Here is a 21,189-nt window from a genome sequence, read left to right on the forward strand (position 1 = left end):
CTTGATGTTGGGGTTGATTGGATCTGTGTGGTGCTGTTTCTATCGCGATGGTCGTGAGGTGTTTCTGGTCGATGGTGTGGTCGCTGTGTGTTACCGGTCTGTGTTGGTGACATGGATGTTAAGGTCTATTGATTGATCCGGATGTGCTTTGGTGGATTTTGCATGGGGATTGTGCTGTGCCGGTGAGTGATGTGGTGGTGTGGTTTCGCTGCTGTATTGTTCAACGTGTATCGTTGTTGCTTTCAGAGCCTGCTGTTGTTGTATTGGCGCTCTCATGGAGTGAGCGTGTGGATTCGAAGATGCTTGGGTATATCGCACAGCAGGATGCTGGGGCGAGGCTATCGGATAGGGCAGTGATGTGATGCTACATGAGCCGGGTTTTCAATAGCAGTGGATGGTTGTGCATCGCAAATGACACATTCGTTTTTTGTGCAGTGTGTTGGTATGCGACAGGTTGTGCATTGATGCCTGATGTTGGCGTTGGATCTTGGGGGCTATGTGAATGTTGCAATTGCTGATTTTTATGGTTCGTATGGATGGTCTGCTATATGTCTAGTGACGCTAAGTTACCTTTTGTTTCCAGCCATTGTTTACGATCGCTTGCGCGTTTTTTGGCTAGTAGCATGTCCATCAGTGAGCAAGTCTGGGTGTTGTCATCCATGGTCAGTTGTACGAGGCGGCGTGTATCCGGATGAATGGTGGATTCGCGTAGTTGCTGCGGGTTCATTTCTCCTAGGCCTTTGAAGCGGGTGACGCTGATTTGTCCCTTGATTTTTTCACGCTGTATCTTTTCCAGCAGTATGGTCTTTTCTTCATCGTCTAGTGCGTAAAACACTTGCTTGCCTACGTCGACGCGGAACAGGGGAGGCATTGCCACGAACACGTGACCGGCTGCAACGAGTCCGGGGAAGTGTTTGAGGAAGAGTGCGGTAAGCAGGGTGGCGATGTGTAGGCCGTCGGAGTCGGCGTCGGCCAGGATGACGATTTTGCCGTAGCGCAATCCTGAGAGATTGTCTTTGCCAGGGTCGCAGCCGATTGCGATTGCCAGGTTATGCACTTCATCGGAGGCGAGGACGCTGCCGGAGGCGACTTCCCATGTGTTGAGGATTTTGCCGCGTAACGGCAGGATCGCTTGGAAATCTTTGTCCCGTGCTTGTTTGGCGCTGCCTCCGGCCGAGTCGCCTTCTACCAGGAACAGTTCTGTGCGTGAAAGATCCAGGCTGATGCAGTCGGCTAATTTTCCGGGGAGTGCGGGGCCATGGGTGATTTTCTTTCGGGTGACTTGTTTTTCGGTTTTCAGACGTGCGCTGGCACGTTCAATAGCGATCTGCGCAATGTGTTCGCCAATGTCTACGTTCTGGTTTAACCATAGGCTGAAGGCGTCATGCACTGTGCTTTCAATGAAACCAGCTGCTTGGCGTGAAGATAAGCGTTCCTTGGTTTGACCGGAGAACTGGGGGTCACTCATTTTCAGCGACAGCACAAAAGTGACACGATCCCAGACATCTTCCGGAGCCAGTTTGATTCCGCGTGGCAGTAGATTGCGGAAGTCACAGAATTCGCGTAGTGCGTCGGTTAATCCTGAGCGCAGTCCATTGACGTGGGTGCCATGTTGTGGGGTAGGGATCAGGTTGACGTAGCTTTCTTGAGTGAGTTCTCCTTCGGGGACCCAGGCGACCGCCCAGTCCACTACTTCTGTATCTTTCTTCAGGCAGCCAATGAACAGCTCAGCAGGCAGCAGTTCACTTTCGGTCATTTCGCCTTTAAGGTAGTCGCGTAAGCCGTCTTTGAAGTGCCATGTGTTGATCTCTCCTGTGGCCTCTTCAAGTAATTCGACTGTCAAACCGGGGCAGAGGACCGCTTTGGCACGCAGTAGATGGCGCAATACACGTACGTTGAATTTAGGGGTGTCGAAGTATTTTGAATCAGGCCAGAAGCGCAGACGTGTACCTGTATTTTTTTTGCTGACTGTGCCGAGTACTTTCAATTTGGATACGGCAAAGCCTTCGCGAAATTCCATGTGGTGTTCGCTACCTTCGCGTTTGATGAAGAGATCAACTTTACTGGACAGTGCGTTGACTACGCTCACGCCTACGCCGTGCAATCCTCCAGAAAAGGTGTAGTTGCGATTACTAAATTTGCCGCCAGCGTGTAGCCTGGTCAGGATCAATTCAACGCCGGGAATCTTCTCTTCTGGGTGAATATCCACTGGCATGCCACGACCGTTGTCGGCGACTTCGCAGCTACCGTCTTTGTAGAGTGTGACTTCAATTCGATTCGCGTAGCCTGCAAGTGCCTCGTCTACTGAATTGTCAATAACTTCCTGTGCCAGATGGTTGGGACGTGTCGTATCGGTATACATCCCGGGGCGGCGTTTGACTGGGTCCAGGCCAGTGAGAACTTCGATGTCTGCGGCGTTATAGCGGGAGTTCATGCGTCTTTTGGGGTGGCGTGAGGTAACGTCTAAGTGTGCTGTTTGCTACACATTTTTGCACGCCATTCAGGTTCGTTCAGTGAAGGTCTTGCTATTCCTGGTAGGCTCGGCGGCGGAATTCCAATTGAAGTCGCCCTATTTCGGGTCAGGACAGGAACTTCCGGAGTCGCGACCATGAAACTGAAGTACCTAGTGATGCTCATGCTGGTCCCCGCTGTTGTGGGAGTCGCCGTGCCAAGTGCTCTGGCTCAAGCCCCCAAGGCATCGTCGACCGCTACTGAAATGCAACAGCCAGCCTCTCCTTCTACCGACATGCCTACTAATTCCGAGGGGCAGGGTATGGGTGAGCACACGGGTGAGCACAAAGTAAGAAAAAGCAAGAAGCATCGTTCTCATTCTGCTAAGCCCATGAGCACTGGCAGTGCTACTGCGCCCACGAAGGAAGCAGAAGAGAACACCTCTGCTACCCGTTGATCTAGTTGTTTAGTTACTGCGTTGACGCCCCGGATGATCCCGGGGCGTCTTTAGTTTTGTGCCCCAATACATTTGTCGTTCTTAGTGGTGATGCTTGGGCATCGGAGAAGTGCCCGTTAGACTATTGTTTTACCTGAGCCATGTGGTCCCATGACTCCTCTTATTTTTGTTACTGGCGGTGTTGTTTCTTCCCTTGGCAAGGGCATCGCGGCGGCTTCCCTTGCGTCCATCCTTGAAGCACGTGGTTTGAAGGTGACGATGGTGAAGTTGGATCCTTACATCAACGTGGATCCTGGGACGATGAGTCCGTTCCAACATGGTGAGGTTTATGTCACTGACGATGGTGCTGAGACTGATCTGGATTTGGGCCATTACGAGCGTTTTGTACGCACGCGGTTGTCGCGTAAAAATTCGGTCACTACTGGTAGGATTTACCAGAATGTGATTTGCAAGGAGCGCCGCGGTGACTATCTCGGTGCGACCGTACAGGTGATCCCTCACATTACCGACGAGATTCGCCGCTGCATTGATGAGGCTACAGCAAGCTTTGATGTGGCGTTGGTGGAGATTGGCGGTACTGTCGGGGATATTGAATCGCTCCCTTTCTTGGAGGCGATCCGTCAAGTGCGGATTGAGCGTGGTGCGGAGAGGACGATGTTCATGCACTTGACGCTGGTGCCGTATATTGCCGCTGCTGGGGAACTCAAGACAAAACCGACGCAGCATTCTGTCAAAGAGCTGCGTTCGATCGGTATTCAGCCGGATGTGTTGTTGTGTCGTTCCGAGCAGGTGATTCCGGATTCAGAGCGTCGCAAAATTGCATTGTTTACCAACGTTTCCGAGCGGGCAGTGATTGGCTGTCCTGATATTGACGTGTTGTATGGGATGCCTTTGGAGCTGCGTCGCCAGGGTCTTGATGAAATTGTGATTGATCAGTTCAAACTAAGCGGAACAGCGAGTTTGGCTGATTTGTCCGAATGGGAGGATGTGGTCGACGCGATTAAGCATCCTCTGGATGAAGTCACTATCGCTGTTGTCGGCAAGTACGTCGATTATCAGGATGCCTATAAGTCCGTGGGTGAGGCACTCAAGCATGGTGGCCTGCGTCAACGTACTAAGGTCAATCTGAAGTGGGTTGAGGCTCAGGACTTGGAGGGGAGCGATATGGCTGCTCTTAAAGACATTGACGGTATTTTGGTGCCGGGGGGATTCGGTGATCGTGGTTTTGAGGGGAAGGTGCTCGCCTCCAGGTACGCGCGTGAGCAGCGGGTGCCGTATTTCGGCATTTGCTATGGTATGCAGGCGGCGGTGGTGGATTACGCGCGCCATGTTGCCGGGCTTGAGGGTGCCAATAGTACTGAGAATGATCGCCAGTCGTCTCACCCTGTCATTGCTTTGATTACCGAGTGGCGGACCACAACAGGTGAGGTCGAGCGTCGTGATGAGAAGTCCGATCTAGGCGGTACGATGCGTCTTGGTTTGCAGGAGCAACGTCTCAAGGCAGGGACACTGGCGCGCGAGTTGTATGGAAGGGATGTGGTTGGTGAGCGTCATCGGCATCGTTACGAATTTAATAATCGCTACCGGACTCAGTTGGAGGATGCTGGTTTGGTGATCGCTGCTAAATCAATGGACGACACCTTGGTGGAGATGATCGAGTTACCACGTGAGATGCATCCTTGGTTTCTGGCGTGCCAGGCGCATCCTGAGTTCTTGTCGACTCCACGGGATGGTCATCCGCTCTTTATTGGTTTTGTGAAGGCGTCGCGCGCGCGCAAGGCTGGAGGCAAATTGCTCAGGGAAGTCTGCGTTTGAACCTATGTCTGTTTTTGATCTGATGTTTGATTTTTGATGAAGATGTGTTTCGGATCGGAATCAAGATATCTTCAGGGAGGTTGAGGGAGGGACATGTCCTGCGTTGGGTTTGTCGTTTTTTTCTGTGTTGCTCGTGATTCCTAAACAATCAGGTGATGTGATGAAGCTTTGTGGTTTTGAAGTCGGTCTTAACCAGCCACTTTTCCTGATTGCCGGTCCTTGTGTGATTGAGTCGCTACAGTTGCAGTTGGATACTGCCGGTGTACTGAAGGAGATCACTTCTAAGCTTGGTTTGAACTTTATCTTTAAGTCCAGTTTTGATAAGGCGAACCGAACTTCAGGGAGTAGTTTTCGTGGCCCTGGCTTGGAAGAGGGGTTGAAGGTACTGGAGGCGGTGAAGACGCAGATTGGGGTGCCAGTACTGACGGATGTGCACGAGTACACGCCAATAGACGAGGTAGCCACTGTTGTTGATGTGCTGCAAACGCCAGCGTTTTTGGTACGTCAGACTGATTTCATACGGAATGTCTGTGCGGTCGGTAAACCGGTCAACATCAAGAAGGGACAGTTTTTGTCGCCATGGGATATGAAACCTGTGGTTGAGAAAGCAAAGTCGACGGGTAATTCGCAGATTCTTGTATGTGAACGCGGCGCTTCGTTCGGTTACAACAACTTGGTTAGCGATATGCGTTCACTGGCGGTGATGCGCGAGACCGGCTGTCCGGTGGTATTCGACGCGACTCATTCTGTGCAACTTCCGGGTGCTCAGGGTGGTCGTTCCGGTGGGCAACGCGAGTTCGTACCGGTGTTGGCGAGGGCAGCTGTGGCGGTGGGTATTTCCGGATTGTTCGCTGAGACTCACCCAGACCCACCCAATGCATTGTCTGATGGCCCCAATGCTTGGCCGTTGCGCACAATGGCGATGTTGTTGGAAACCTTGGTGGAGTTGGATGCGGTCACCAAAAAACGAGGTTTCCTCGAGCAGGATTGAATCAATCTGCCGGTTGCAGGAAGGCTTTGGTTTGGATGGATGGTATTCCTTAGTTGCCTTGCTTATTTTTGTGTGTTGGGCTGGTGATCGTCCTCCGTGTGGAGGTGGGTGACTTGGTTGTGATGAGAATGGCGCATGGTGTTGAACAATTTTCAAGCTCGAAGCGTTTATGAATGTGAGGGTTATCTTTGGAATGCACTTCAGGGTGGGATGGTGGCATGTGAATGCTCTGGATTGTCGATGCGATGATCCAGAATGAGATGCATGCGTTGTCGCAATACCTGATGCAGTGTTCCAAATCAACGCAGCCAGGGTGGTGGTCTTCAGTGATATGATCCTGGCGTTTTCTTAGATCTTTTGGGGCCGGAGCTATTTTGCGAGTCGCGCTACCGCGATGATAATCCGATGGTTCTCTGGTATTGCTCCCTTCTTTGGTTGTTGACTGGACCCATGACCGTTATTGCCAAAATTTATGCTCGTGAGATTCTTGATTCCCGTGGCAACCCTACTCTTGAAGCGGAGGTCACTCTGGAGAATGCTGTCTGTGGCCGTGCCGCAGTCCCCTCAGGTGCTTCGACTGGTACCAAGGAAGCGGTGGAATTACGTGATGGTGACAAGACACGTTACTTAGGCAAGGGGGTGCGTGCAGCGGTGGATAACGTCAATGGTGTTATTGCTGCGGCGTTGGTGGGTTTCGATGGAGCTGACCAAACAGGCTTGGACCATCGTTTAATCAATCTGGACGGCACCGAGAATAAGGGGCGTTTGGGCGCTAACGCGCTGCTCGGTGTTTCGTTAGCAACCGCACATGCGGTTGCCGCCGCGCGTAAACAGCCGCTATGGATGTATTTGTCCACCCTTGGTGAATCCAAGTTATCGTTGCCGGTGCCAATGATGAACATCATCAATGGTGGTGCGCATGCGGATAACAACGTTGATTTCCAGGAGTTTATGGTGTTGCCCGTTGGTTTTGCTTCGTTTTCCGAAGCACTGCGTGCCGGTACCGAGATCTTTCATGCGCTAAAGTCAGTGCTGAAGGGACAGGGTTTAAGTACTGCGGTGGGTGATGAAGGGGGCTTTGCTCCGGACTTCCGCAGTAATGTTGAGGCACTGGATGCCATTCTTGAGGCAATAGGTAGGGCTGGTTATATCGCTGGAGAGGATGTGTTGTTAGGTTTGGATGTTGCTTCTTCCGAGTTTCGCAACAACGGTAAGTACAACTTGGTTGGTGAGAACAAGCGTCTGACCAGTGAGCAGTTTGTTGATTTCTTGGATGATTTGGTTGCGCAGTACCCAATCATCAGTATTGAGGATGGTTTAGCCGAGGATGATTGGGTGGGTTGGAAGCAATTGACTGAACGTATCGGCCATAAAGTACAGTTGGTGGGCGATGATCTGTTTGTGACTAATCCTAAGGTTTTCCAGGAAGGCATCACTTCTGGCATCGCGAATGCGATCCTTATAAAACTTAACCAAATCGGTACGTTGACGGAGACTCTGGAATCAATTGCGATGGCTCACCGTGCTCAGTACGCTGCTATCGTCTCGCATCGATCAGGCGAGACTGAGGATACATCAATTGCGGACATTGCGGTGGCGACTACGGCAACTCAAATCAAGACTGGCTCGTTATGCCGTTCTGATCGTGTTGCCAAGTACAACCAGTTGTTACGCATTGAGCAGGCGCTTGGTGTTGGTGCGCGTTATGCTGGTCGTGATGCGTTCGTTTCCCTGAAGTCCTGATTTGTGCGTAACTGGCGCTGGTTATTGCTGGTGCTTGCGGCATTGCTGGCTTGGTTACAGCACCGCTTCTGGTTTGGCCCTGGTAACTCCGGGGAGGTCCGCATGTTGCAGGTGCAAATCGTTCAACAGCATCAAGAGAACGAACGCTTGCGTCAGCGTAATGCTTCGCTTGCTGCTGAGGTTAAGAACTTGAAGGATGGCGATGCAGCGATTGAGGAGCGTGCGCGCAGCGAGCTGGGCATGATCAAGCCTGGGGAGATCTTCTATCGTGTGGTTGAGGATATTCCTGTGCCTCTCCCCAACGATACATCTGCAGATCATGGAGTTGATCTGTCGCAACCTCGTAGAGAAAAACGATGAGTGTTGGTGTTTGGGCGGTGATCCCTGCGGCTGGCCGTGGGGTCCGATTTGGTTCTCCTGTGCCCAAACAGTATTTACCCGTTGTTGGGCGGCCGTTGATTGTCTATACCCTGGAAGCATTGGCAGCACATCCGGCGGTGTGTGGGTTGATGGTGGTGGTGGCTGAGGGCGATCTGGCTTGGTCCGGCTGGACAGAGCTGGCAGGTAAGCCATTGTTGACTTGCAGTGGAGGCGTGACCCGTGCTGCTTCGGTATTGTCTGGCTTGTTGGCGTTGCCACAGGTGGTGCACGCTGATGATTTCGTGTTGGTCCATGATGCTGCGCGTCCCAACGTGGCTTTGTCCGATCTGGAACGATTGCTGGAGGCGGGCTGTGCCCATCCAGTGGGTGCGATCCTGGCTGTACCGGTGCGCGACACGCTGAAGCGTGCCGGTTCTGATGGCAGTATTGACGGCACCGAGCCACGTGAACGGTTATGGCGTGCATTCACTCCACAGTTGTTTCGGCGATCTCAGTTGGTGCGCGGTTTGCAGGTCGCTGCAGCGGATGGGATCGAGATGACCGATGAAGCGATGGTCATGGAGCGGCAGGGATTGCGTCCTCTTCTGGTGGAGTGTGCCGAGAGTAATTTTAAGATCACGACGCCAGATGATTTGGTGCGTTTCGAGTTTGAATTGGCGCGGCGTGTTTGAGTGGCTTATTTAGGGGGAGGGTGATGACGGGTTTGAATGTTCGCATCGGTCAGGGGTATGACGTGCATGCGTTTGGACCCAGTGATCATGTGATGTTGGGTGGGGTGCGAGTGCCGCATCGTTGCGGTGTGTTGGCACACAGTGATGGTGATGTGATCTTGCATGCGTTGTGTGATGCCATGCTTGGTGCGTTGGGGTTGGGTGACATTGGTCAGCACTTTCCACCTTCCGATGTACGTTGGAAGGGAGCAGACAGTGGTGTCTTTGTGCGTCACTGCAACCTGTTGCTGCGCGAACGTGATTGGTGTGTCGGTAATGTTGATGCAACTGCAATCTGCGAATCGCCGAAGATTGCTCCGTATGTCAATGCGATGCGTGAGGGGATTGCGCGCTTGCTTGAAGTGCAGCCGGAGTGTGTCAGTGTAAAGGCTACGACGAGCGAGGGACTTGGTTTTATTGGTCGCGGTGAGGGCCTTGCTGCTCAGGTCGTGGTATTGCTGTATCGCCTTAACGGTGTCGTGGTGTAGGGGACAAAGAATATTGCTTGATCGCTATAGAGTTAAGTCTTGGGTGTATCCACTCCGATCTTCCGTTGCGATGTGGGTGGTTGATGAGTTAGGGGTTGTGGCTGCTGAACAACGTAGCGTGGAAGTGTCGTTATTGAGGTGGGTATTGTTCAGGTGTGCAGTCACTAGACTGAGCGATGTCGTAAGTTCAGTGAGATTGCTATATGCGCTTGGCTGTCGCTCCATGTCGAATTGGTTTAGCGGTGCGTTAATAGCACCAATACTGCGCCGGTGCCGCCTTGAGCGGGTGGTGAAGAATGGAACGCAAGCACATCTTTGCGTAAGCGCAGCAATTGATTCACCAGATTTTTCAGTACTGGGGTGCCGCCGTTGGATTGCAGTCCTTTACCGTGGATGATGCGGACGCAGCCATATTCGTACGTATGTGCTTCGAGTAGAAATTGGCGCAGTAGTGTTTCAGCTTGTACGACAGTGGCTCCATGCAGGTCCAGTTCGTCCTGTACCGAGAATTGTCCTCGCTTGAGTCTCTGGAACAGACGCGAAGGCAGGGCTTTACTGCGGTAGCTGATAGTGTCGCCAGCTTCCAGTGGCGCTGATTCGCGTAGTAACTGTGCAAATTCGCTTTTCGCCTCGTCTTCGTGGTGTTTGATGATGCACCTGCGGGGCCGTGAGCGAGGTTTGATGGTGATGGCCGTCTCGCTTGGGCGCAGTGGCCGTACAGGACCGATCGCAGCACGGAACAGTGCGGCATCATCATCATTGTCATTGTGCTGTGTCATAGGGTACGTGGGTAGCGTGTCATGCTCCAAGGAGTTGCCCACATGTCCCTTGTGGATTATTCCTGTTGGAGAGTAGCAGTGCATGGATGAGGGTAAATGGGGAATGTACTCAGAAGCGAATCCTTAATAGCAGGGGTGTGTTGTCAGCTTAGCGAGCGAGATAAGGCTAATGGTGAAGCAATTTTTGACCCAATTCTGACTGGGAAAACAATAAACGTCTTTTGCTGGGTGATAAGGGAAGCGGATGATTGCTATTGAGTAAGCGTTGGAAAATAGGCGGCGCGGGCGTTATCGGTGTATTTCTTGTGGGTGAAAGTGCAGTTTGAGATGGAACTTGAATTGGCAGTGTTCGTCAAAATGTCGAGCCCCTTGGGCGTGTTATTAGGTTGATACGCTGTGGCCGGTGTGTTGGTTTCTGGCCATATCCATACATTTCTATCGTTAAGGCATGCGCCTTAACGATAGTTTTATTATTTAGTGTTTACTTGCCTTTTACCTTTATTTTTAGACGGTAAATGGCATGGCTTGCTGTCACGTAAAGAATAGGGTTATTTTCTTTATCCAGTGCAAAATTCATGTTGCCGACAGTGCCAGGTAGGATTACTTTGCCAAGAAGTTTTCCTTTGGGGGAAAATATTTGAATAGCTCCTTCACTACTTGACCATATATTTCCATTGGCATCAGTCACGATACCGTCTGGTATGCCGTGTGAAATAGATGCAAGCACTCTTCCATTTCTAAGTGATTTATCTTTTTTAATATCGTAAGCGACAATTCTGCTATTTAGAGCAGAGTTATTGGAGTTATAGGCTAATTCACTGTCTGCGATATAAAGCGTTTTTTCGTCAGGACTGAGGGCGATCCCATTCGGTGCTTTGACAAGAGGTGTTTTTAAGCGAACGATGGTGCCTGTTTTTGGTGAGTAGCGATAGCTGTAATCTCCTCCTTGGACTGCTTTGCCGCCGTAGCTTTCTTTAGGATTATTGATGCCAAATGCAGGATCAGTGAACCATATATCGCCACTACGATCGACAATGAGGTCGTTTGGACTGTTTAGTTTATTTCCTTGATAAGAATCGACCACTATCGTCCACTTACCATCTTTCTCAAGCCGTTCTATCGCCCTTTTCCCATGCGATGCTGCGAGTAAGCGTCCTTCATTGTCTAAGGCATGGCCATTTTGGAAATGTGACGGTTCTAAAAAGACGGAAACTCCTTTTCCTTCTTGCCAGCGAAGCACGCGGTTTGCTTTGACATCGCTCCAAATAAGGCTGCCGTCAGGTAAGGTTTGAGGTCCCTCAAGCCAAATCCCTTGGTCATAGAGGGTGATGAGTTCAGGTGCTTTATCGATTAGTGTTTCAAAAAGTGGATCTTCTTTTTGAATTTTCGCTGTTTGAATTTTGGTGTTGTGTGGTGTCGTGATCCCGTGGAATGGAAGCGTTAGAAAGAATCCAGCGATGATGATGTGAGTGAAATAATTTTTTCGTGTGGCTTTCATTGAAGCATCCTTATTTTGTTTCTTAATACATTGCATAGTGGTGATTGTTTTGAGATTTATAGTGTTTTATCCATTTTTGATGATGTGGTTACTAATCTTTCGGAATGATATTTGTTTATTTTTTTGTGCTTTTGATATTCCTACGGTGTCGATGGGTGCTTATAGGTTTTGATAATTTGGGCCTGATCCGCCTTCTGGGGTGATCCAGTCGATAATCTGGTACGGATCTTTGATGTCACAGGTTTTACAGTGCACGCAGTTGGCTGCATTGATGTGTAAGCGTTTGTTGGTTGCTGAGTTGGGGTCCTCAATGATTTGGTAGACGTTGGCCGGACAGAAGCGGGTGCATGGATTGCCGTATTCCTCTACGCAGCGTGTGACGCATCGTTCGGGGTCGGTGACTTTTAGATGGATGGGTTGATCTTCATTGTGCACAGTGGCCGCGAAGTAGACGCTATGCAGGCGGTCGCGTGGCGGTAAGGTGCGTTGTACGTAGTCGTGTTTTGTTTGTTGGTTTTTGTCGAGCCGTTGCAGTGCGGCCCAGTCTGGTGTGTTTTTCAATGTCCATGGAGAAGCGCCACGGGTAGCTGTCTCCCAGGCGGCGTTCAGTAGGCCCAACCATAAGCCTTTTTTGAAACCTGGCTTGATATTGCGTACTTGTTTTAATTCGGTCATTGCCTTTGAAGCACGCAGTTTGGCATCAAATCCATAGGGGATGAGTTGGGTGGCGACGAGATGTTCGGCGGCGAGCATGCCGCTGCGGATTGCTTGGTGTGTTCCCTTGATCTTAGGGACGTTGAGTAAGCCGGCAGTGTCACCGATCAACAGTGCGCCTGGCATGTCCACTTTGGGGAGGGATTGCCAGCCGCCAGTGACGATTGCACGTGCGCCGCCCGATAGGAGGTCACCACTTTCCAGAAGCGGTTTGATGAGTGGGTGGTTTTTCCATTGCTGGAATGCTTCCCAGGGTTCGTACCTTGGGTCGTGATAGTCCAGGCCGCTGACATAACCTAGTGCGATGCGATTGTCATTCAGGTGATAGAGAAAGCCACCTCCGTAGGTATGTGTATCGGCTGGCCAGCCGAGGGTATGTAAGATTTTGCCTGGAGAGCTACGTTTTTCTGGGACGTGCCATAGTTCTTTGATTCCGATGGAGTAGGTTTGCGGATCACTGTTTTGATCTAGTGAGAAATGTTTAATCAGGTGTTTGGTCAGGTGGCCGCGTGCGCCTTCGGCAAGTACTGTGACCTTTGCCTTGATTGCAATGCCTGGGGTGAAGCTAGGTTTGTGTGTTCCGTTTTTAGCGATACCCATGTCGCCAATGCGCACTCCAATGACTTGGCCAGCCGCGTCGTGCAGGGTTTCAGTGGCGGAGAAGCCTGGGTAAATGTCTACGCCCAGTGTCTCGGCTTGAGGTGCTAACCAGGCGCATAGTGCGCCAAGGCTGACGATCACGTTACCGTGGTTGCGCAAGCTCGGCGGCATGATCGGAAATTTGTATGCGCCATTTTTGCTCAGGAGCCAGAATTCGTCCTCGGTTGCAGGGACGCAGATTGGAGGTGGGGCGTTGCGCCAGCCAGGGAGTAGGCTATCCAGGGGGGCAGGTTCGATCACTGCGCCAGAGAGAATATGTCCGCCGATTGTGCTGGATTTTTCGATCACGCATACCGACAAGGCAGGGTTGAGTTGTTTCAGGCGGATTGCAAAAGCTAAGCCTGCTGGGCCAGAGCCGACGGTGACAACGTCGTATTCCATGACGTCACGCTCAATGGTGTTTGTTTCTGTCTCCTGTTTCGCTGCCAACATGCTTTGCTCCTGAAATAAGCGTGATAGCTTTTGATTATTTTCCTGGAGTTCTGTAATAGCAGCAAATGACTGCTGTGTCCTGGTTTGTCGTGTTAGGGGGATTTGTCATGGATCTGTTTCCGTTTTTGCCAGGTGTGCGGATTTCTCTGCAGTCGGGATGGTTGCCATCCGGTGCGGCTGATGCCTTGTTGGCAGGTCTGCTTGAAGGGGTTCCTTGGGAAGTCCATCGCATCCACATCTTTGGCCGTGAGGTGAATTCGCCGCGATTGTCATGTTGGGTGGGAGATCCGCAGGCCAGTTATCGTTATTCGGGAAGATGCTTTCAGCCCCGTCCGTGGTGGCCGGCGTTAGCTGAGCTGCGTATGTGTTTAGAGGGTGAAACGGGTGCTGTTTTTAACAGTGTTTTGCTTAATCGTTATCGTCATGGTGGTGATGCGATCGGTTGGCATAGTGACGATGAAGCGGAACTTGGTATAGATCCTCTGATTGCATCAGTTAGCTTGGGGGCTTCACGCCGTTTTGTGTTCCGACATCGGAGGGAGCGTCATTTGCGTGCTGAATGCGTTCTCAGTCATGGTGATTTGTTGCTGATGGGAGGGACGACTCAGCGTGACTATCAGCATGCTTTACCACGCACTTTGAGGGTGGTAGGTGAGCGGGTGAATCTGACGTTCCGGCGTATCCTGATGTGATGTTTGTGATTTGGTCAGATGATCTAGGGATGTTGCGGGGTGTTTTTAATGGTGTAGTGGGGCGCGTCTAGCAGTTTGCTTCTTGCTTGGTTGAAGTTGAGGCATCCGTGTTTGCTGTGCTGGTGATGAGGAGGTTGGAATAACAACATGCTGTTGTTTGTGATGTCCTGCCAAACAGGATTGGTTTGTATGTCTTAGTGTTGTGAAGGCTTGTTGTTGGAGATAGCGTCGCTCTGACCCATGGTCAGCGTCCAGCCAACCAGTTCATTGGTCAATTGAGTGAGTGCTTGCCCGAATGCGTTGGCTACCGTGGAGGTATCGGTATTTGTTGCCGGCTGTGTGACGATGAAAGTACGCGAAGCGATCAAGCGTTTATTGTGTGCGCCGATCAATTTGGCGTTGACTTCAATGGTTGCGGTTGGCATTGGTGTTCCGGCGTAATCGGATTCAAAGCGGCGCAGGTCTAAGCTGAGGCTGTAATCAGTACGGATGCCGGTTCCTGCCCGAGTGACGCCAGCAATTTTTCCTGAATCTTCGAAGACGCGGATGAGTGCGTCTTCGAGCATGTCGGTGGTTGGTTGCGCCCAACTGACGTTATGGTAGACCTGGATCTCACCTGGGGTAGGTTGTACGTTGATACGTGGGGTATCGATCATGCGTGGGGCTTTGGGGTGGAGTACTGTCAGATGCCAAGTCACTCTAGGCCAGGAGGGATCGGTGGTGACGTGGATTTGTGGTGAATAAATCGTGGTCGGTTTTTTTTCGCCTAGTAGTGTTGAGGAGCAGCTGGCGAGCGTGAGTACGGATAGGCACACCAGGGGATGGATCAGCTTCATTTGGGGTCGAATTCCTTAGGAGCATCGCGGCCAAGTAGGTAACGTTTTGGATTGCCTTCGAGTTTGTTGCTGATTTGACGCAAGTCACGGATCAGGTTGCTTAGCTCGCTCATAGTCGGAGCAAATTGGCTCAGGCCTTCGTTGGCAAAGCTGTTGATGGCTGCTTGATTGTTGTCAAGGATGCTATTTGCGTTGCTGGCAGTTGCGTCGATCTTGGTCAATGTGGCTTCGAGTTTGTTGAGGATGATCGGCAGTTGTTTCACCAGGTTATTGTCCAATTGCTGCACTGTGCCGTTGGCGGTGGTCAGGGTGGTGTTGAGTTGGCGTGTGGCATCGCGCGCGCTGGTCAGTAGTGCTTCCAAGCCTGTATCACTGTCGGATACTTGGCCGCTGATTTTCTGCATGTTCTGCAGGATGGTTGAGATCGCTGCGACATTCTTGTCGCTGAGGACATCGTACAAACGTTCGACGATGTCGTTAGCAGTGTCGGTGATGTTCTGTAATGCAGACGGGGTGGTTTGGATAATGGGTGCGTCATCTTTATAAATGCTTGTCAGCGATGGTGATTCCGGGGTGCCGCCAGATAATTGGATGATGGATGGGCCGGTCAGGCTGGTGATTGCCAGTTTGGCGCGCGTGTCTTTCTTGACAGGTGTGGTTGAGTTGACACGTATATGTGCGACGACTTGGCGCGGGTCGTTCGGGGCGAGAGTGAGTTGGGTGATTGAACCGATTGCGATTCCGTTGTACTGCACCGGACTGCCGACGGATAGGCCAGTGACTGCCTCACGGAACACTACGCGATAGTTTTGCCAGGTGCGGTCGGAAGAGTACTTGGCTGCCCATAGGCCAAAAATCAGCAGTGCCAGCCCAGTCAGAATGGTGAAGGAACCGATCAGGACGTAGTTAGCTTTGGTTTCCATGGTTCAGCTGCTTCCTGTAGAGGTGTGCTGTGCTGTACGCGCAGCACGCCCCCGTGGTCCGTGAAAATACTCACGGATCCACGGGTGGTCGATGTTTTCAATTTCTGCTAACGGTGCGTTAGCGATGACTTTGCGTTCGGCCAGTACGGCGACGCGATTACAGATGGTGTATAGCGTGTCCAGGTCATGGGTAATGAGAAACACTGTTAATCCAAGTGCTTTCTGAAGGGTTTTGATGAGTTGGTCAAATGAGGCTGCGCCGATGGGATCCAACCCTGCGGTGGGTTCGTCCAGAAATAGCAGTGGGGGATCCAACGCTAGAGCGCGTGCCAAGCCAGCGCGCTTACGCATGCCTCCAGATAGTTGCGAGGGAAGCTTATCCAGTGCGTTGGCGGGTAATCCTGCAAGCTTGATTTTGAGTAGCGCCAGTTCGTAGTACAAGCGTTTTGGGAACTCTCCGTGATGTTCTTTCATTGGTACTTGTACGTTTTCGCCCACCGTCATTGAGGAGAACAAGGCACCATCCTGGAATAGCACGCCCGTGTTGCGAGCAATGATGCGTCGGTCCTCAGAGCTTTGTGAGTGTGGGTTTACTCCGAGTACTTCGATCGACCCTGCGTTGGGGGTGTGTAATCCTAGGATAGTACGCATCAACACTGATTTTCCGGTGCCTGAACCACCGACCACACCGAGGATTTCACCACGATGGACGTCTATGTCTAGTCCATCGTGGACGGTTTGCGTCCCGAAGTGGTTGATTAAGCCACGTACGCGGATTGCCAAGTTTGCTTCCTTATGTTCTGCGGCGATGGGATGCGTTGTTATTTTGCTCATCAGCTTCACCAACCCATACGCATGAACCACAGTGCTGCTAAGGCATCAATGATGATGACTAGCGAGATCGTTTGTACAACACTGGAGGTGGTATGTTTGCCGACGGATTGTGCGGTGCCGGTGACTTTGAGTCCCTCCAGACAGCCGATCAATCCAATAATCAGTGCAAACAGTGGTGCTTTGGACATCCCTATTATGAAGTGCCGCAATTGCATGGTTTCGTGCATGCGTGACAAGTACATTTGCGGAGGGATGCCTAGGTCAAATGCGCCAACCGTAATTCCTCCAGCTAAGCCGGCGATCATTGCGATGAAGGTCAATAGTGGGAGCATGACTAGCAGTGCGATAAGACGTGGGATGACTAGCAGGTCGATCGGGTCTAGGCCTAAAGTTTGGATTGCGTCGATTTCTTCGCGCGACTTCATCGCACCGATTTGTGCTGTGAACGCGCTGGCGGTACGACCGGCCAGGACAATTGCGGTCAACAGCACTGCGAACTCACGCAGGAAGGCAATGTTGACTAATTCGACGACGAAGATTTCTGCGCCAAAGTTGCGCAAGATGGTCGAACCTAGGAATGCAATTACAGCGCCTACCAAATACGACAGCACCACCACCAGAGGCACCGCATCCAAACCGACTTGCTCCATGTGGTGCACGGTTGAGGTGATGCGGAACCGCCGTGGTTCGCGAGCCAGTTGGGCTATCTTCACTAAGTTCTCGCCGAGGAAGCTGCATACGTCGATAATATTGCGGCGGGTTTTGACAACCGCGATGCCTAGGCGTTCCAGTGCTGCAAGAAAACCGTAGTCACGTTCAGGTTTGGGATGCTCATCGTCGAGAATCTCAATTGTGGAGATCAAGGGGCGGTGTTCTTCCCGAAATTCGATTGCTTCGTTTTTCAGTCCTGTACGTGTGGTGAAACGCAGCAGCTGTAATGCGCCGGCCGAATCGAGTTGGTCGATATTGCGTGCGTTGATGTGCTGGATGGAGTTGCTATATGACTGAAGTAATTCGGATGCCGTTAATAAGTTAGCTAACACCCAGCTGCCGCTCAGGTGTATCTGGCCACGGTCTTGGGCGTCTTGTTCAATGTGCGGTGCAGTAACGGTCTTTTTCGGCATAATAAGCGTGTAAGCATAACCGGTTCCGCGTGAAGTACGAAGGTCGATCTTCACGTCAGAGGCGACATACACTGACTCTCTTCGCTATTCGTGCCTTTTTGTCCGACGCATGTCTTCTGCCCCTCTTCTTTCACCTGCCCTTTCCACCAGCTATGCACAGCGTGTTGCGTTTGTCGCTGAGATTGCCGGACGCCTGCATACATATGGCACCACCGCACAGCGGCTGGAGGCATCTTTGGTGGCGCTGAGCCAGCAACTTGGATTGGATTGTGAACCATGGTCCAATCCAACGGGCATCATTCTCAGCTTTAGTGATCCAGCCAAGGCAATCGGTTCAAGTGATATTACCCGCGTGATCCGGTTGGCACCGGGGGAGAACGACTTGTACAAGCTCAGCGTGGCTGACAATGTTGCTCAAGCAGTTGCTTCTGGACGCATGAGTATCTCTCAGGGACACACTACATTGCGCCGGTTGGATCGTGAGTTGGATCGACGTTCCAAGATGATGCGCGTGTTCGGTTTTGGGCTGGCTGCTGGTGGTGTTGCTGGGTTATGGAAGCTGCCGTGGCTGGATGTCGCTACTGCTGCGACGGTTGGTTTGTTGATTGGCCTGCTGACACAGTATACCGATCACCGTGCTGCTACTCGTGAGGCCAGTGAGGCATTGGCCGCGTTGCTGGCTGGTTTTGTTGCGACGTTGGTAGCCACGCTGATTGGTCCGATCAATCTGAATACGGTGATTATTGCTTCTGTGGTGGTATTACTGCCAGGTATGTCACTGACAAACGCTGTGAACGAATTATCAAGTCAGCATTGGGTCTCAGGTACAGCGCGGTTGGCTGGTGCATTGACTGTGGTATTCAAGCTTACAGTCGGGGCTTTGATCGCATTGAGTTTGTGCAAGCTGATTGGGCTAAAACCGCAAATATACGTAGCGCAGCCTCAACCACAATGGGTTGAATGGGTGGCATTGTTGACCACCGCGTATGGGTTTGCTGTGCTGTTCAAGGCACGCTTTCGCGATTACCCATGGGTGATGGCGGCTGCTATGGCTGGTTATGTGATCGCACGCTATGCCGGGAAATTAAGTGGTAATGCCGAAGAAGGTGTTTTCCTGTCAGCAATGGTACTGACTGCAGCAGGCAATTTGTTTGGTCGCTTAATGCCCAAACCTGGCGCCTTGATCCGCTTGCCAGGCATCATCATGTTGGTACCAGGGAGTACCAGTATGCGTGGATTTATGGATGTGGTTGAACATCAAAGCATCCATGTGGGCCAGGACGAATTGCTAGGCGTAACGAATGTGGTGATGGCGCTTGTGGCTGGTTTGCTGTTTGGTAACCTCCTGATACCAACGCGTAAGAACCTGTAGCAACGTGCCGAAAGGTCTCATATTCTGCTTATGTCAAGGACGTTTTATTGATTGCGCTGTAAGCAATTCTGTTAGTAGTAGAGATTAAGATTTTTGAGTTTTTAAGTCTTTATAAGTCTTTAATTTAAATTTAAAAATGACGACTTGAACTCGATCAGGACCATGTATGTGAATATGCTCTTGTGTTTGATTTTATTGATGTTCATGCAATTCTGCTTTCTAATTCCATTTTTTGTTGACAATGCGCTGCTTGTATGGTTACCTTGGGCGACCTGCTTATTTATTGAGATTTTTGTCACAAAAATTTAAGGGGTCGCAGATTAAGATTACAAAATCACTTGTAAATAAACTGGTTAAGTAAACTATGCGCACGATAAATGATGTAGAGATGGAAGAGGTTTCTGGTGGTTTTTTAGGATTGGCAACAGTTGCTTCCCTTTTAGCGCCTGTTGGAACTGCTGTAATGGTCATTGGGACTGCTGTTTCTCAGGCGTCCGCTTTATATAGTGCAGTTAGTAATATTTATAACATTTTTAGCAGTGTTATACGTGGGTTTGAACAGGCTTACAATAAAAAATCTTAAGTGTGTTTATAGATTTTTTAGAACTGAGTTTTTTATAAATTATTTGAATTAATGAAGGAGTGAGTTGAAGATGCGTGAGCTTAGTAAAGTAGAAATGGAGCAGATTTCTGGTGGATGTTTGACTGATATTGTCACGGGTGTCAACACGGCATTCCGTTTGATTTCAGATACCCTAAATACATTATTTAGTGGCAGTGTTACCACATTATTTAGTAATGCTTTCTCGACATTACTTAATACAGCTACTAATATAATTACTTCTAGTAGAAAATCTTAAGTGTGTTTATAGATTTTTTAGAGCTGAGTTTTTTTATAAATTATTTGAATTAATGAAGGAGTGAGTTGAAGATGCGTGAGCTTAGTAAAGTAGAAATGGAGCAGATTTCTGGTGGATGTTTGACTGATATTGTCACGGGTGTCAACACAGTGGTTAATTGGTTTACAACCGGTTTGCAATCATTGTTTACAACTGGTTTGCAATCATTATTTTCTAGTATTTCTAGTATTTTTGGTGCTACGACAACAACGAATTCTTCTACTACTAAAGGTTAAATTTTTTATTAAAGGTTGTAAGGAATAACCTTTAAAATTAAGATTATAAAATAAATTTTCTAATCTTGAAGTTGCATTTGTGGCTTTGTTCTGGCCCCTTCATAGTCGATTCTATTGAAGGGGCTTTTCTTTTGTATATACATTACACTAGTTGCTTTGTGTGAAGTTTACTTCAACATATGTTTGTGGTTTGAGTGGTATAACAGCTTGTTAGTGTCGTCATGCCGTGCTGTGTGGTCATTTTCTTGATATTTACGGATTGATACCTATTATTTGATTGCGCTTTAATTTAACTGAGGATTAAAGCTGCCTTATTTTTTGATGAATCTCATTATTGTCCGAATGGATGTTTGAATCGCTGTGTTCGTTTATGGGGGAATTCAAATAATATATCAATGTATTTTATGGATCTGGATTGCGAAATTACCGGCGATGTTCTCGGTTCCAAGGAGCAGGGGATACGGTTAATCATTAAGACAATGCGTGCATTATCTGTTAGTGAGGTTTCAGAGGTTTTTGGAGGTAACGCTCTGACTGACTGGACGTCAATTGTGATGGATGCAGGTGCTTTTGTGGGAATTATGAACGGTTTTACTTCACCAATGTTTCTTGGTGCATTTGCCGACACAGGGGGATTGATTGGTGTTGCGTGGGGAGGAGCTTGGATGGCAGGAACGTTTATTCATAAAAATTTTATATCTATGTATCCTACTATTTTTAAATCATTAAGGAGTAATAATGATGAATATGGATAAGCTGTTACCTTCTGAAATAATGCAAATTGATGGAGCCGGTTGGAGAAGTAACATGGCTGAATTTGTCGATACAGGTTCTGTTATTGGCACGGTCATAGGTTATGCCCCGACCGGGACTCTGATTGGTGCAGATCAAGGCGGGCTTATTGGAGCGGTTGGTGGATTTTCTGCGGGATTAGGTTGGGGGATTGGAACATTGATTCGTGAGAGAATAATATATCCTTATGCTAGGATATATTATTTTTTCTCTGTGAATGAATGATGTTTTGTGTGTGCCATGATTTTCGGCACCCACATTTAAGGGTGATAAAATAAAAAATTTCAAATCGATAATGATTGTACTTGATGATTCTTTTGAGTCGTTTATTTCATCAGCTCTCTTAGAGGAAGGTGGCAGTA

General features: G+C 49.9%; 22 protein-coding genes and 1 pseudogene. 15 read left to right on the forward strand and 8 right to left on the reverse strand.

What is annotated here, in order from left to right:
• Positions 1-128 precede the first annotated feature (128 nt).
• Positions 129-362 carry a hypothetical protein gene (locus tag F7G16_RS02840; RefSeq protein WP_011097686.1) on the forward strand — a complete coding sequence of 78 codons (234 nt, stop codon included), beginning with the start codon at positions 129-131 and terminating at the stop codon, positions 360-362.
• Positions 363-544: 182 nt separating this feature from the next.
• Here the strand turns inward: F7G16_RS02840 and parE are convergent, their stop codons facing one another.
• Positions 545-2,434: a DNA topoisomerase IV subunit B gene (gene parE, locus F7G16_RS02845; RefSeq protein ID WP_004090557.1), complete on the reverse strand. Its 1,890-nt coding sequence runs from the start codon at positions 2,432-2,434 to the stop codon at positions 545-547.
• Positions 2,435-2,608: 174 nt separating this feature from the next.
• Here parE and F7G16_RS02850 point away from each other — a divergent pair, with 174 nt between their 5' ends.
• From F7G16_RS02850 to ispF, 7 genes and pseudogenes are all read left to right on the forward strand, one after another.
• Positions 2,609-2,908 carry a hypothetical protein gene (locus F7G16_RS02850; protein WP_004090558.1) on the forward strand — a complete coding sequence of 100 codons (300 nt, stop codon included), beginning with the start codon at positions 2,609-2,611 and terminating at the stop codon, positions 2,906-2,908.
• A gap of 150 nt (positions 2,909-3,058) precedes the next feature.
• Positions 3,059-4,723, forward strand: coding sequence for a CTP synthase (gene pyrG / locus F7G16_RS02855; protein WP_004090560.1), 1,665 nt, complete (start codon positions 3,059-3,061; stop codon positions 4,721-4,723).
• A 160-nt stretch (positions 4,724-4,883) separates the two neighbouring features.
• On the forward strand, positions 4,884-5,714 hold the full coding sequence (gene kdsA / locus F7G16_RS02860; protein WP_004084011.1) for a 3-deoxy-8-phosphooctulonate synthase: 831 nt from the start codon (positions 4,884-4,886) through the stop codon (positions 5,712-5,714).
• A 450-nt stretch (positions 5,715-6,164) separates the two neighbouring features.
• A complete protein-coding gene (gene eno / locus F7G16_RS02865; RefSeq protein WP_004090561.1) occupies positions 6,165-7,457 on the forward strand; it encodes a phosphopyruvate hydratase in 1,293 nt (430 codons plus the stop codon).
• Between the two features lie 3 nt (positions 7,458-7,460).
• Positions 7,461-7,817, forward strand: coding sequence for a cell division protein FtsB (gene ftsB / locus F7G16_RS02870; RefSeq protein ID WP_011097688.1), 357 nt, complete (start codon positions 7,461-7,463; stop codon positions 7,815-7,817).
• Positions 7,814-8,503: pseudogene (ispD, locus tag F7G16_RS02875) on the forward strand (2-C-methyl-D-erythritol 4-phosphate cytidylyltransferase); the annotation flags it as partial. The gene ftsB and the pseudogene ispD, both read left to right, overlap by 4 nt.
• A 29-nt stretch (positions 8,504-8,532) precedes the next feature.
• Positions 8,533-9,036: a 2-C-methyl-D-erythritol 2,4-cyclodiphosphate synthase gene (gene ispF, locus F7G16_RS02880; protein WP_004090564.1), complete on the forward strand. Its 504-nt coding sequence runs from the start codon at positions 8,533-8,535 to the stop codon at positions 9,034-9,036.
• Positions 9,037-9,272: 236 nt separating this feature from the next.
• Here the strand turns inward: ispF and F7G16_RS02885 are convergent, their stop codons facing one another.
• The 3 genes from F7G16_RS02885 to F7G16_RS02895 all read right to left on the reverse strand — a co-directional run bounded on the left by F7G16_RS02885 (position 9,273) and on the right by F7G16_RS02895 (position 13,119).
• Positions 9,273-9,815 (reverse strand): Smr/MutS family protein, encoded by a 543-nt coding sequence (locus F7G16_RS02885; RefSeq protein WP_004090565.1) that lies wholly within the window; start codon positions 9,813-9,815, stop codon positions 9,273-9,275.
• A gap of 481 nt (positions 9,816-10,296) precedes the next feature.
• Positions 10,297-11,313 carry an SMP-30/gluconolactonase/LRE family protein gene (locus F7G16_RS02890; protein ID WP_004090566.1) on the reverse strand — a complete coding sequence of 339 codons (1,017 nt, stop codon included), beginning with the start codon at positions 11,311-11,313 and terminating at the stop codon, positions 10,297-10,299.
• Positions 11,314-11,472: 159 nt separating this feature from the next.
• On the reverse strand, positions 11,473-13,119 hold the full coding sequence (locus F7G16_RS02895) for an electron transfer flavoprotein-ubiquinone oxidoreductase (protein WP_004090572.1): 1,647 nt from the start codon (positions 13,117-13,119) through the stop codon (positions 11,473-11,475).
• Positions 13,120-13,226: 107 nt separating this feature from the next.
• Here F7G16_RS02895 and F7G16_RS02900 point away from each other — a divergent pair, with 107 nt between their 5' ends.
• Positions 13,227-13,811 (forward strand): alpha-ketoglutarate-dependent dioxygenase AlkB family protein, encoded by a 585-nt coding sequence (locus F7G16_RS02900; RefSeq protein WP_012382502.1) that lies wholly within the window; start codon positions 13,227-13,229, stop codon positions 13,809-13,811.
• Between the two features lie 194 nt (positions 13,812-14,005).
• On the opposite strand, the gene F7G16_RS02905 is transcribed toward F7G16_RS02900, so the two are convergent.
• From F7G16_RS02905 to F7G16_RS02920, 4 genes are read right to left on the reverse strand one after another with little or no spacing between them, the layout of a single operon-like run.
• Positions 14,006-14,647, reverse strand: coding sequence for an ABC-type transport auxiliary lipoprotein family protein (locus F7G16_RS02905; protein ID WP_004090574.1), 642 nt, complete (start codon positions 14,645-14,647; stop codon positions 14,006-14,008).
• On the reverse strand, positions 14,644-15,570 hold the full coding sequence (locus tag F7G16_RS02910; protein WP_004090575.1) for an MlaD family protein: 927 nt from the start codon (positions 15,568-15,570) through the stop codon (positions 14,644-14,646). Before F7G16_RS02910 ends, F7G16_RS02905 begins: the two co-directional genes overlap by 4 nt.
• A gap of 3 nt (positions 15,571-15,573) precedes the next feature.
• Positions 15,574-16,404: an ABC transporter ATP-binding protein gene (locus F7G16_RS02915; protein WP_004090576.1), complete on the reverse strand. Its 831-nt coding sequence runs from the start codon at positions 16,402-16,404 to the stop codon at positions 15,574-15,576.
• Between the two features lie 5 nt (positions 16,405-16,409).
• Complete coding sequence (locus F7G16_RS02920; RefSeq protein WP_004090577.1) at positions 16,410-17,528, reverse strand: MlaE family ABC transporter permease; 1,119 nt, start codon at positions 17,526-17,528, stop codon at positions 16,410-16,412.
• 109 nt (positions 17,529-17,637) lie between these two features.
• Here F7G16_RS02920 and F7G16_RS02925 point away from each other — a divergent pair, with 109 nt between their 5' ends.
• The 6 genes from F7G16_RS02925 to F7G16_RS02950 all read left to right on the forward strand — a co-directional run bounded on the left by F7G16_RS02925 (position 17,638) and on the right by F7G16_RS02950 (position 21,052).
• Positions 17,638-18,900, forward strand: coding sequence for a threonine/serine exporter family protein (locus F7G16_RS02925; RefSeq protein ID WP_004090578.1), 1,263 nt, complete (start codon positions 17,638-17,640; stop codon positions 18,898-18,900).
• Positions 18,901-19,288: 388 nt separating this feature from the next.
• Positions 19,289-19,483: a hypothetical protein gene (locus F7G16_RS02930; RefSeq protein WP_225621745.1), complete on the forward strand. Its 195-nt coding sequence runs from the start codon at positions 19,289-19,291 to the stop codon at positions 19,481-19,483.
• A 70-nt stretch (positions 19,484-19,553) separates the two neighbouring features.
• Positions 19,554-19,760: a hypothetical protein gene (locus tag F7G16_RS02935; RefSeq protein ID WP_004090580.1), complete on the forward strand. Its 207-nt coding sequence runs from the start codon at positions 19,554-19,556 to the stop codon at positions 19,758-19,760.
• Between the two features lie 71 nt (positions 19,761-19,831).
• Entirely contained in the window at positions 19,832-20,035 is a 204-nt protein-coding gene (locus F7G16_RS02940; RefSeq protein WP_004090581.1) for a hypothetical protein, read from the forward strand.
• A 395-nt stretch (positions 20,036-20,430) separates the two neighbouring features.
• Positions 20,431-20,790 carry a hypothetical protein gene (locus F7G16_RS02945; protein ID WP_012382505.1) on the forward strand — a complete coding sequence of 120 codons (360 nt, stop codon included), beginning with the start codon at positions 20,431-20,433 and terminating at the stop codon, positions 20,788-20,790.
• Entirely contained in the window at positions 20,777-21,052 is a 276-nt protein-coding gene (locus F7G16_RS02950) for a hypothetical protein (protein WP_004090583.1), read from the forward strand. The genes F7G16_RS02945 and F7G16_RS02950 overlap by 14 nt, the downstream gene beginning before the upstream one ends.
• The last annotated feature ends 137 nt before the right edge of the window (positions 21,053-21,189 follow it).

The organism is Xylella fastidiosa (genome assembly GCF_011801475.1).
GTDB classification, from domain to species: domain Bacteria; phylum Pseudomonadota; class Gammaproteobacteria; order Xanthomonadales; family Xanthomonadaceae; genus Xylella; species Xylella fastidiosa.

Excerpts from the sequence above, each read along its gene's own strand:
- parE (WP_004090557.1), bottom strand. The coding sequence starts at position 2,434 with ATGAACTCCCGCTATAACGCCGCAGACATCGAAGTTCTCACTGGCCTG.
- F7G16_RS02850 (WP_004090558.1), top strand. The coding sequence starts at position 2,609 with ATGAAACTGAAGTACCTAGTGATGCTCATGCTGGTCCCCGCTGTTGTG.
- pyrG (WP_004090560.1), top strand. The coding sequence starts at position 3,059 with ATGACTCCTCTTATTTTTGTTACTGGCGGTGTTGTTTCTTCCCTTGGC.
- kdsA (WP_004084011.1), top strand. The coding sequence starts at position 4,884 with ATGAAGCTTTGTGGTTTTGAAGTCGGTCTTAACCAGCCACTTTTCCTG.
- eno (WP_004090561.1), top strand. The coding sequence starts at position 6,165 with ATGACCGTTATTGCCAAAATTTATGCTCGTGAGATTCTTGATTCCCGT.
- ispF (WP_004090564.1), top strand. The coding sequence starts at position 8,533 with ATGACGGGTTTGAATGTTCGCATCGGTCAGGGGTATGACGTGCATGCG.
- F7G16_RS02885 (WP_004090565.1), bottom strand. The coding sequence starts at position 9,815 with ATGACACAGCACAATGACAATGATGATGATGCCGCACTGTTCCGTGCT.
- F7G16_RS02890 (WP_004090566.1), bottom strand. The coding sequence starts at position 11,313 with ATGAAAGCCACACGAAAAAATTATTTCACTCACATCATCATCGCTGGA.
- F7G16_RS02895 (WP_004090572.1), bottom strand. The coding sequence starts at position 13,119 with ATGTTGGCAGCGAAACAGGAGACAGAAACAAACACCATTGAGCGTGAC.
- F7G16_RS02900 (WP_012382502.1), top strand. The coding sequence starts at position 13,227 with ATGGATCTGTTTCCGTTTTTGCCAGGTGTGCGGATTTCTCTGCAGTCG.
- F7G16_RS02905 (WP_004090574.1), bottom strand. The coding sequence starts at position 14,647 with ATGAAGCTGATCCATCCCCTGGTGTGCCTATCCGTACTCACGCTCGCC.
- F7G16_RS02910 (WP_004090575.1), bottom strand. The coding sequence starts at position 15,570 with ATGGAAACCAAAGCTAACTACGTCCTGATCGGTTCCTTCACCATTCTG.
- F7G16_RS02915 (WP_004090576.1), bottom strand. The coding sequence starts at position 16,404 with ATGAGCAAAATAACAACGCATCCCATCGCCGCAGAACATAAGGAAGCA.
- F7G16_RS02920 (WP_004090577.1), bottom strand. The coding sequence starts at position 17,528 with ATGCCGAAAAAGACCGTTACTGCACCGCACATTGAACAAGACGCCCAA.
- F7G16_RS02925 (WP_004090578.1), top strand. The coding sequence starts at position 17,638 with ATGTCTTCTGCCCCTCTTCTTTCACCTGCCCTTTCCACCAGCTATGCA.
- F7G16_RS02930 (WP_225621745.1), top strand. The coding sequence starts at position 19,289 with ATGGAAGAGGTTTCTGGTGGTTTTTTAGGATTGGCAACAGTTGCTTCC.
- F7G16_RS02935 (WP_004090580.1), top strand. The coding sequence starts at position 19,554 with ATGCGTGAGCTTAGTAAAGTAGAAATGGAGCAGATTTCTGGTGGATGT.
- F7G16_RS02940 (WP_004090581.1), top strand. The coding sequence starts at position 19,832 with ATGCGTGAGCTTAGTAAAGTAGAAATGGAGCAGATTTCTGGTGGATGT.
- F7G16_RS02945 (WP_012382505.1), top strand. The coding sequence starts at position 20,431 with ATGTATTTTATGGATCTGGATTGCGAAATTACCGGCGATGTTCTCGGT.
- F7G16_RS02950 (WP_004090583.1), top strand. The coding sequence starts at position 20,777 with ATGAATATGGATAAGCTGTTACCTTCTGAAATAATGCAAATTGATGGA.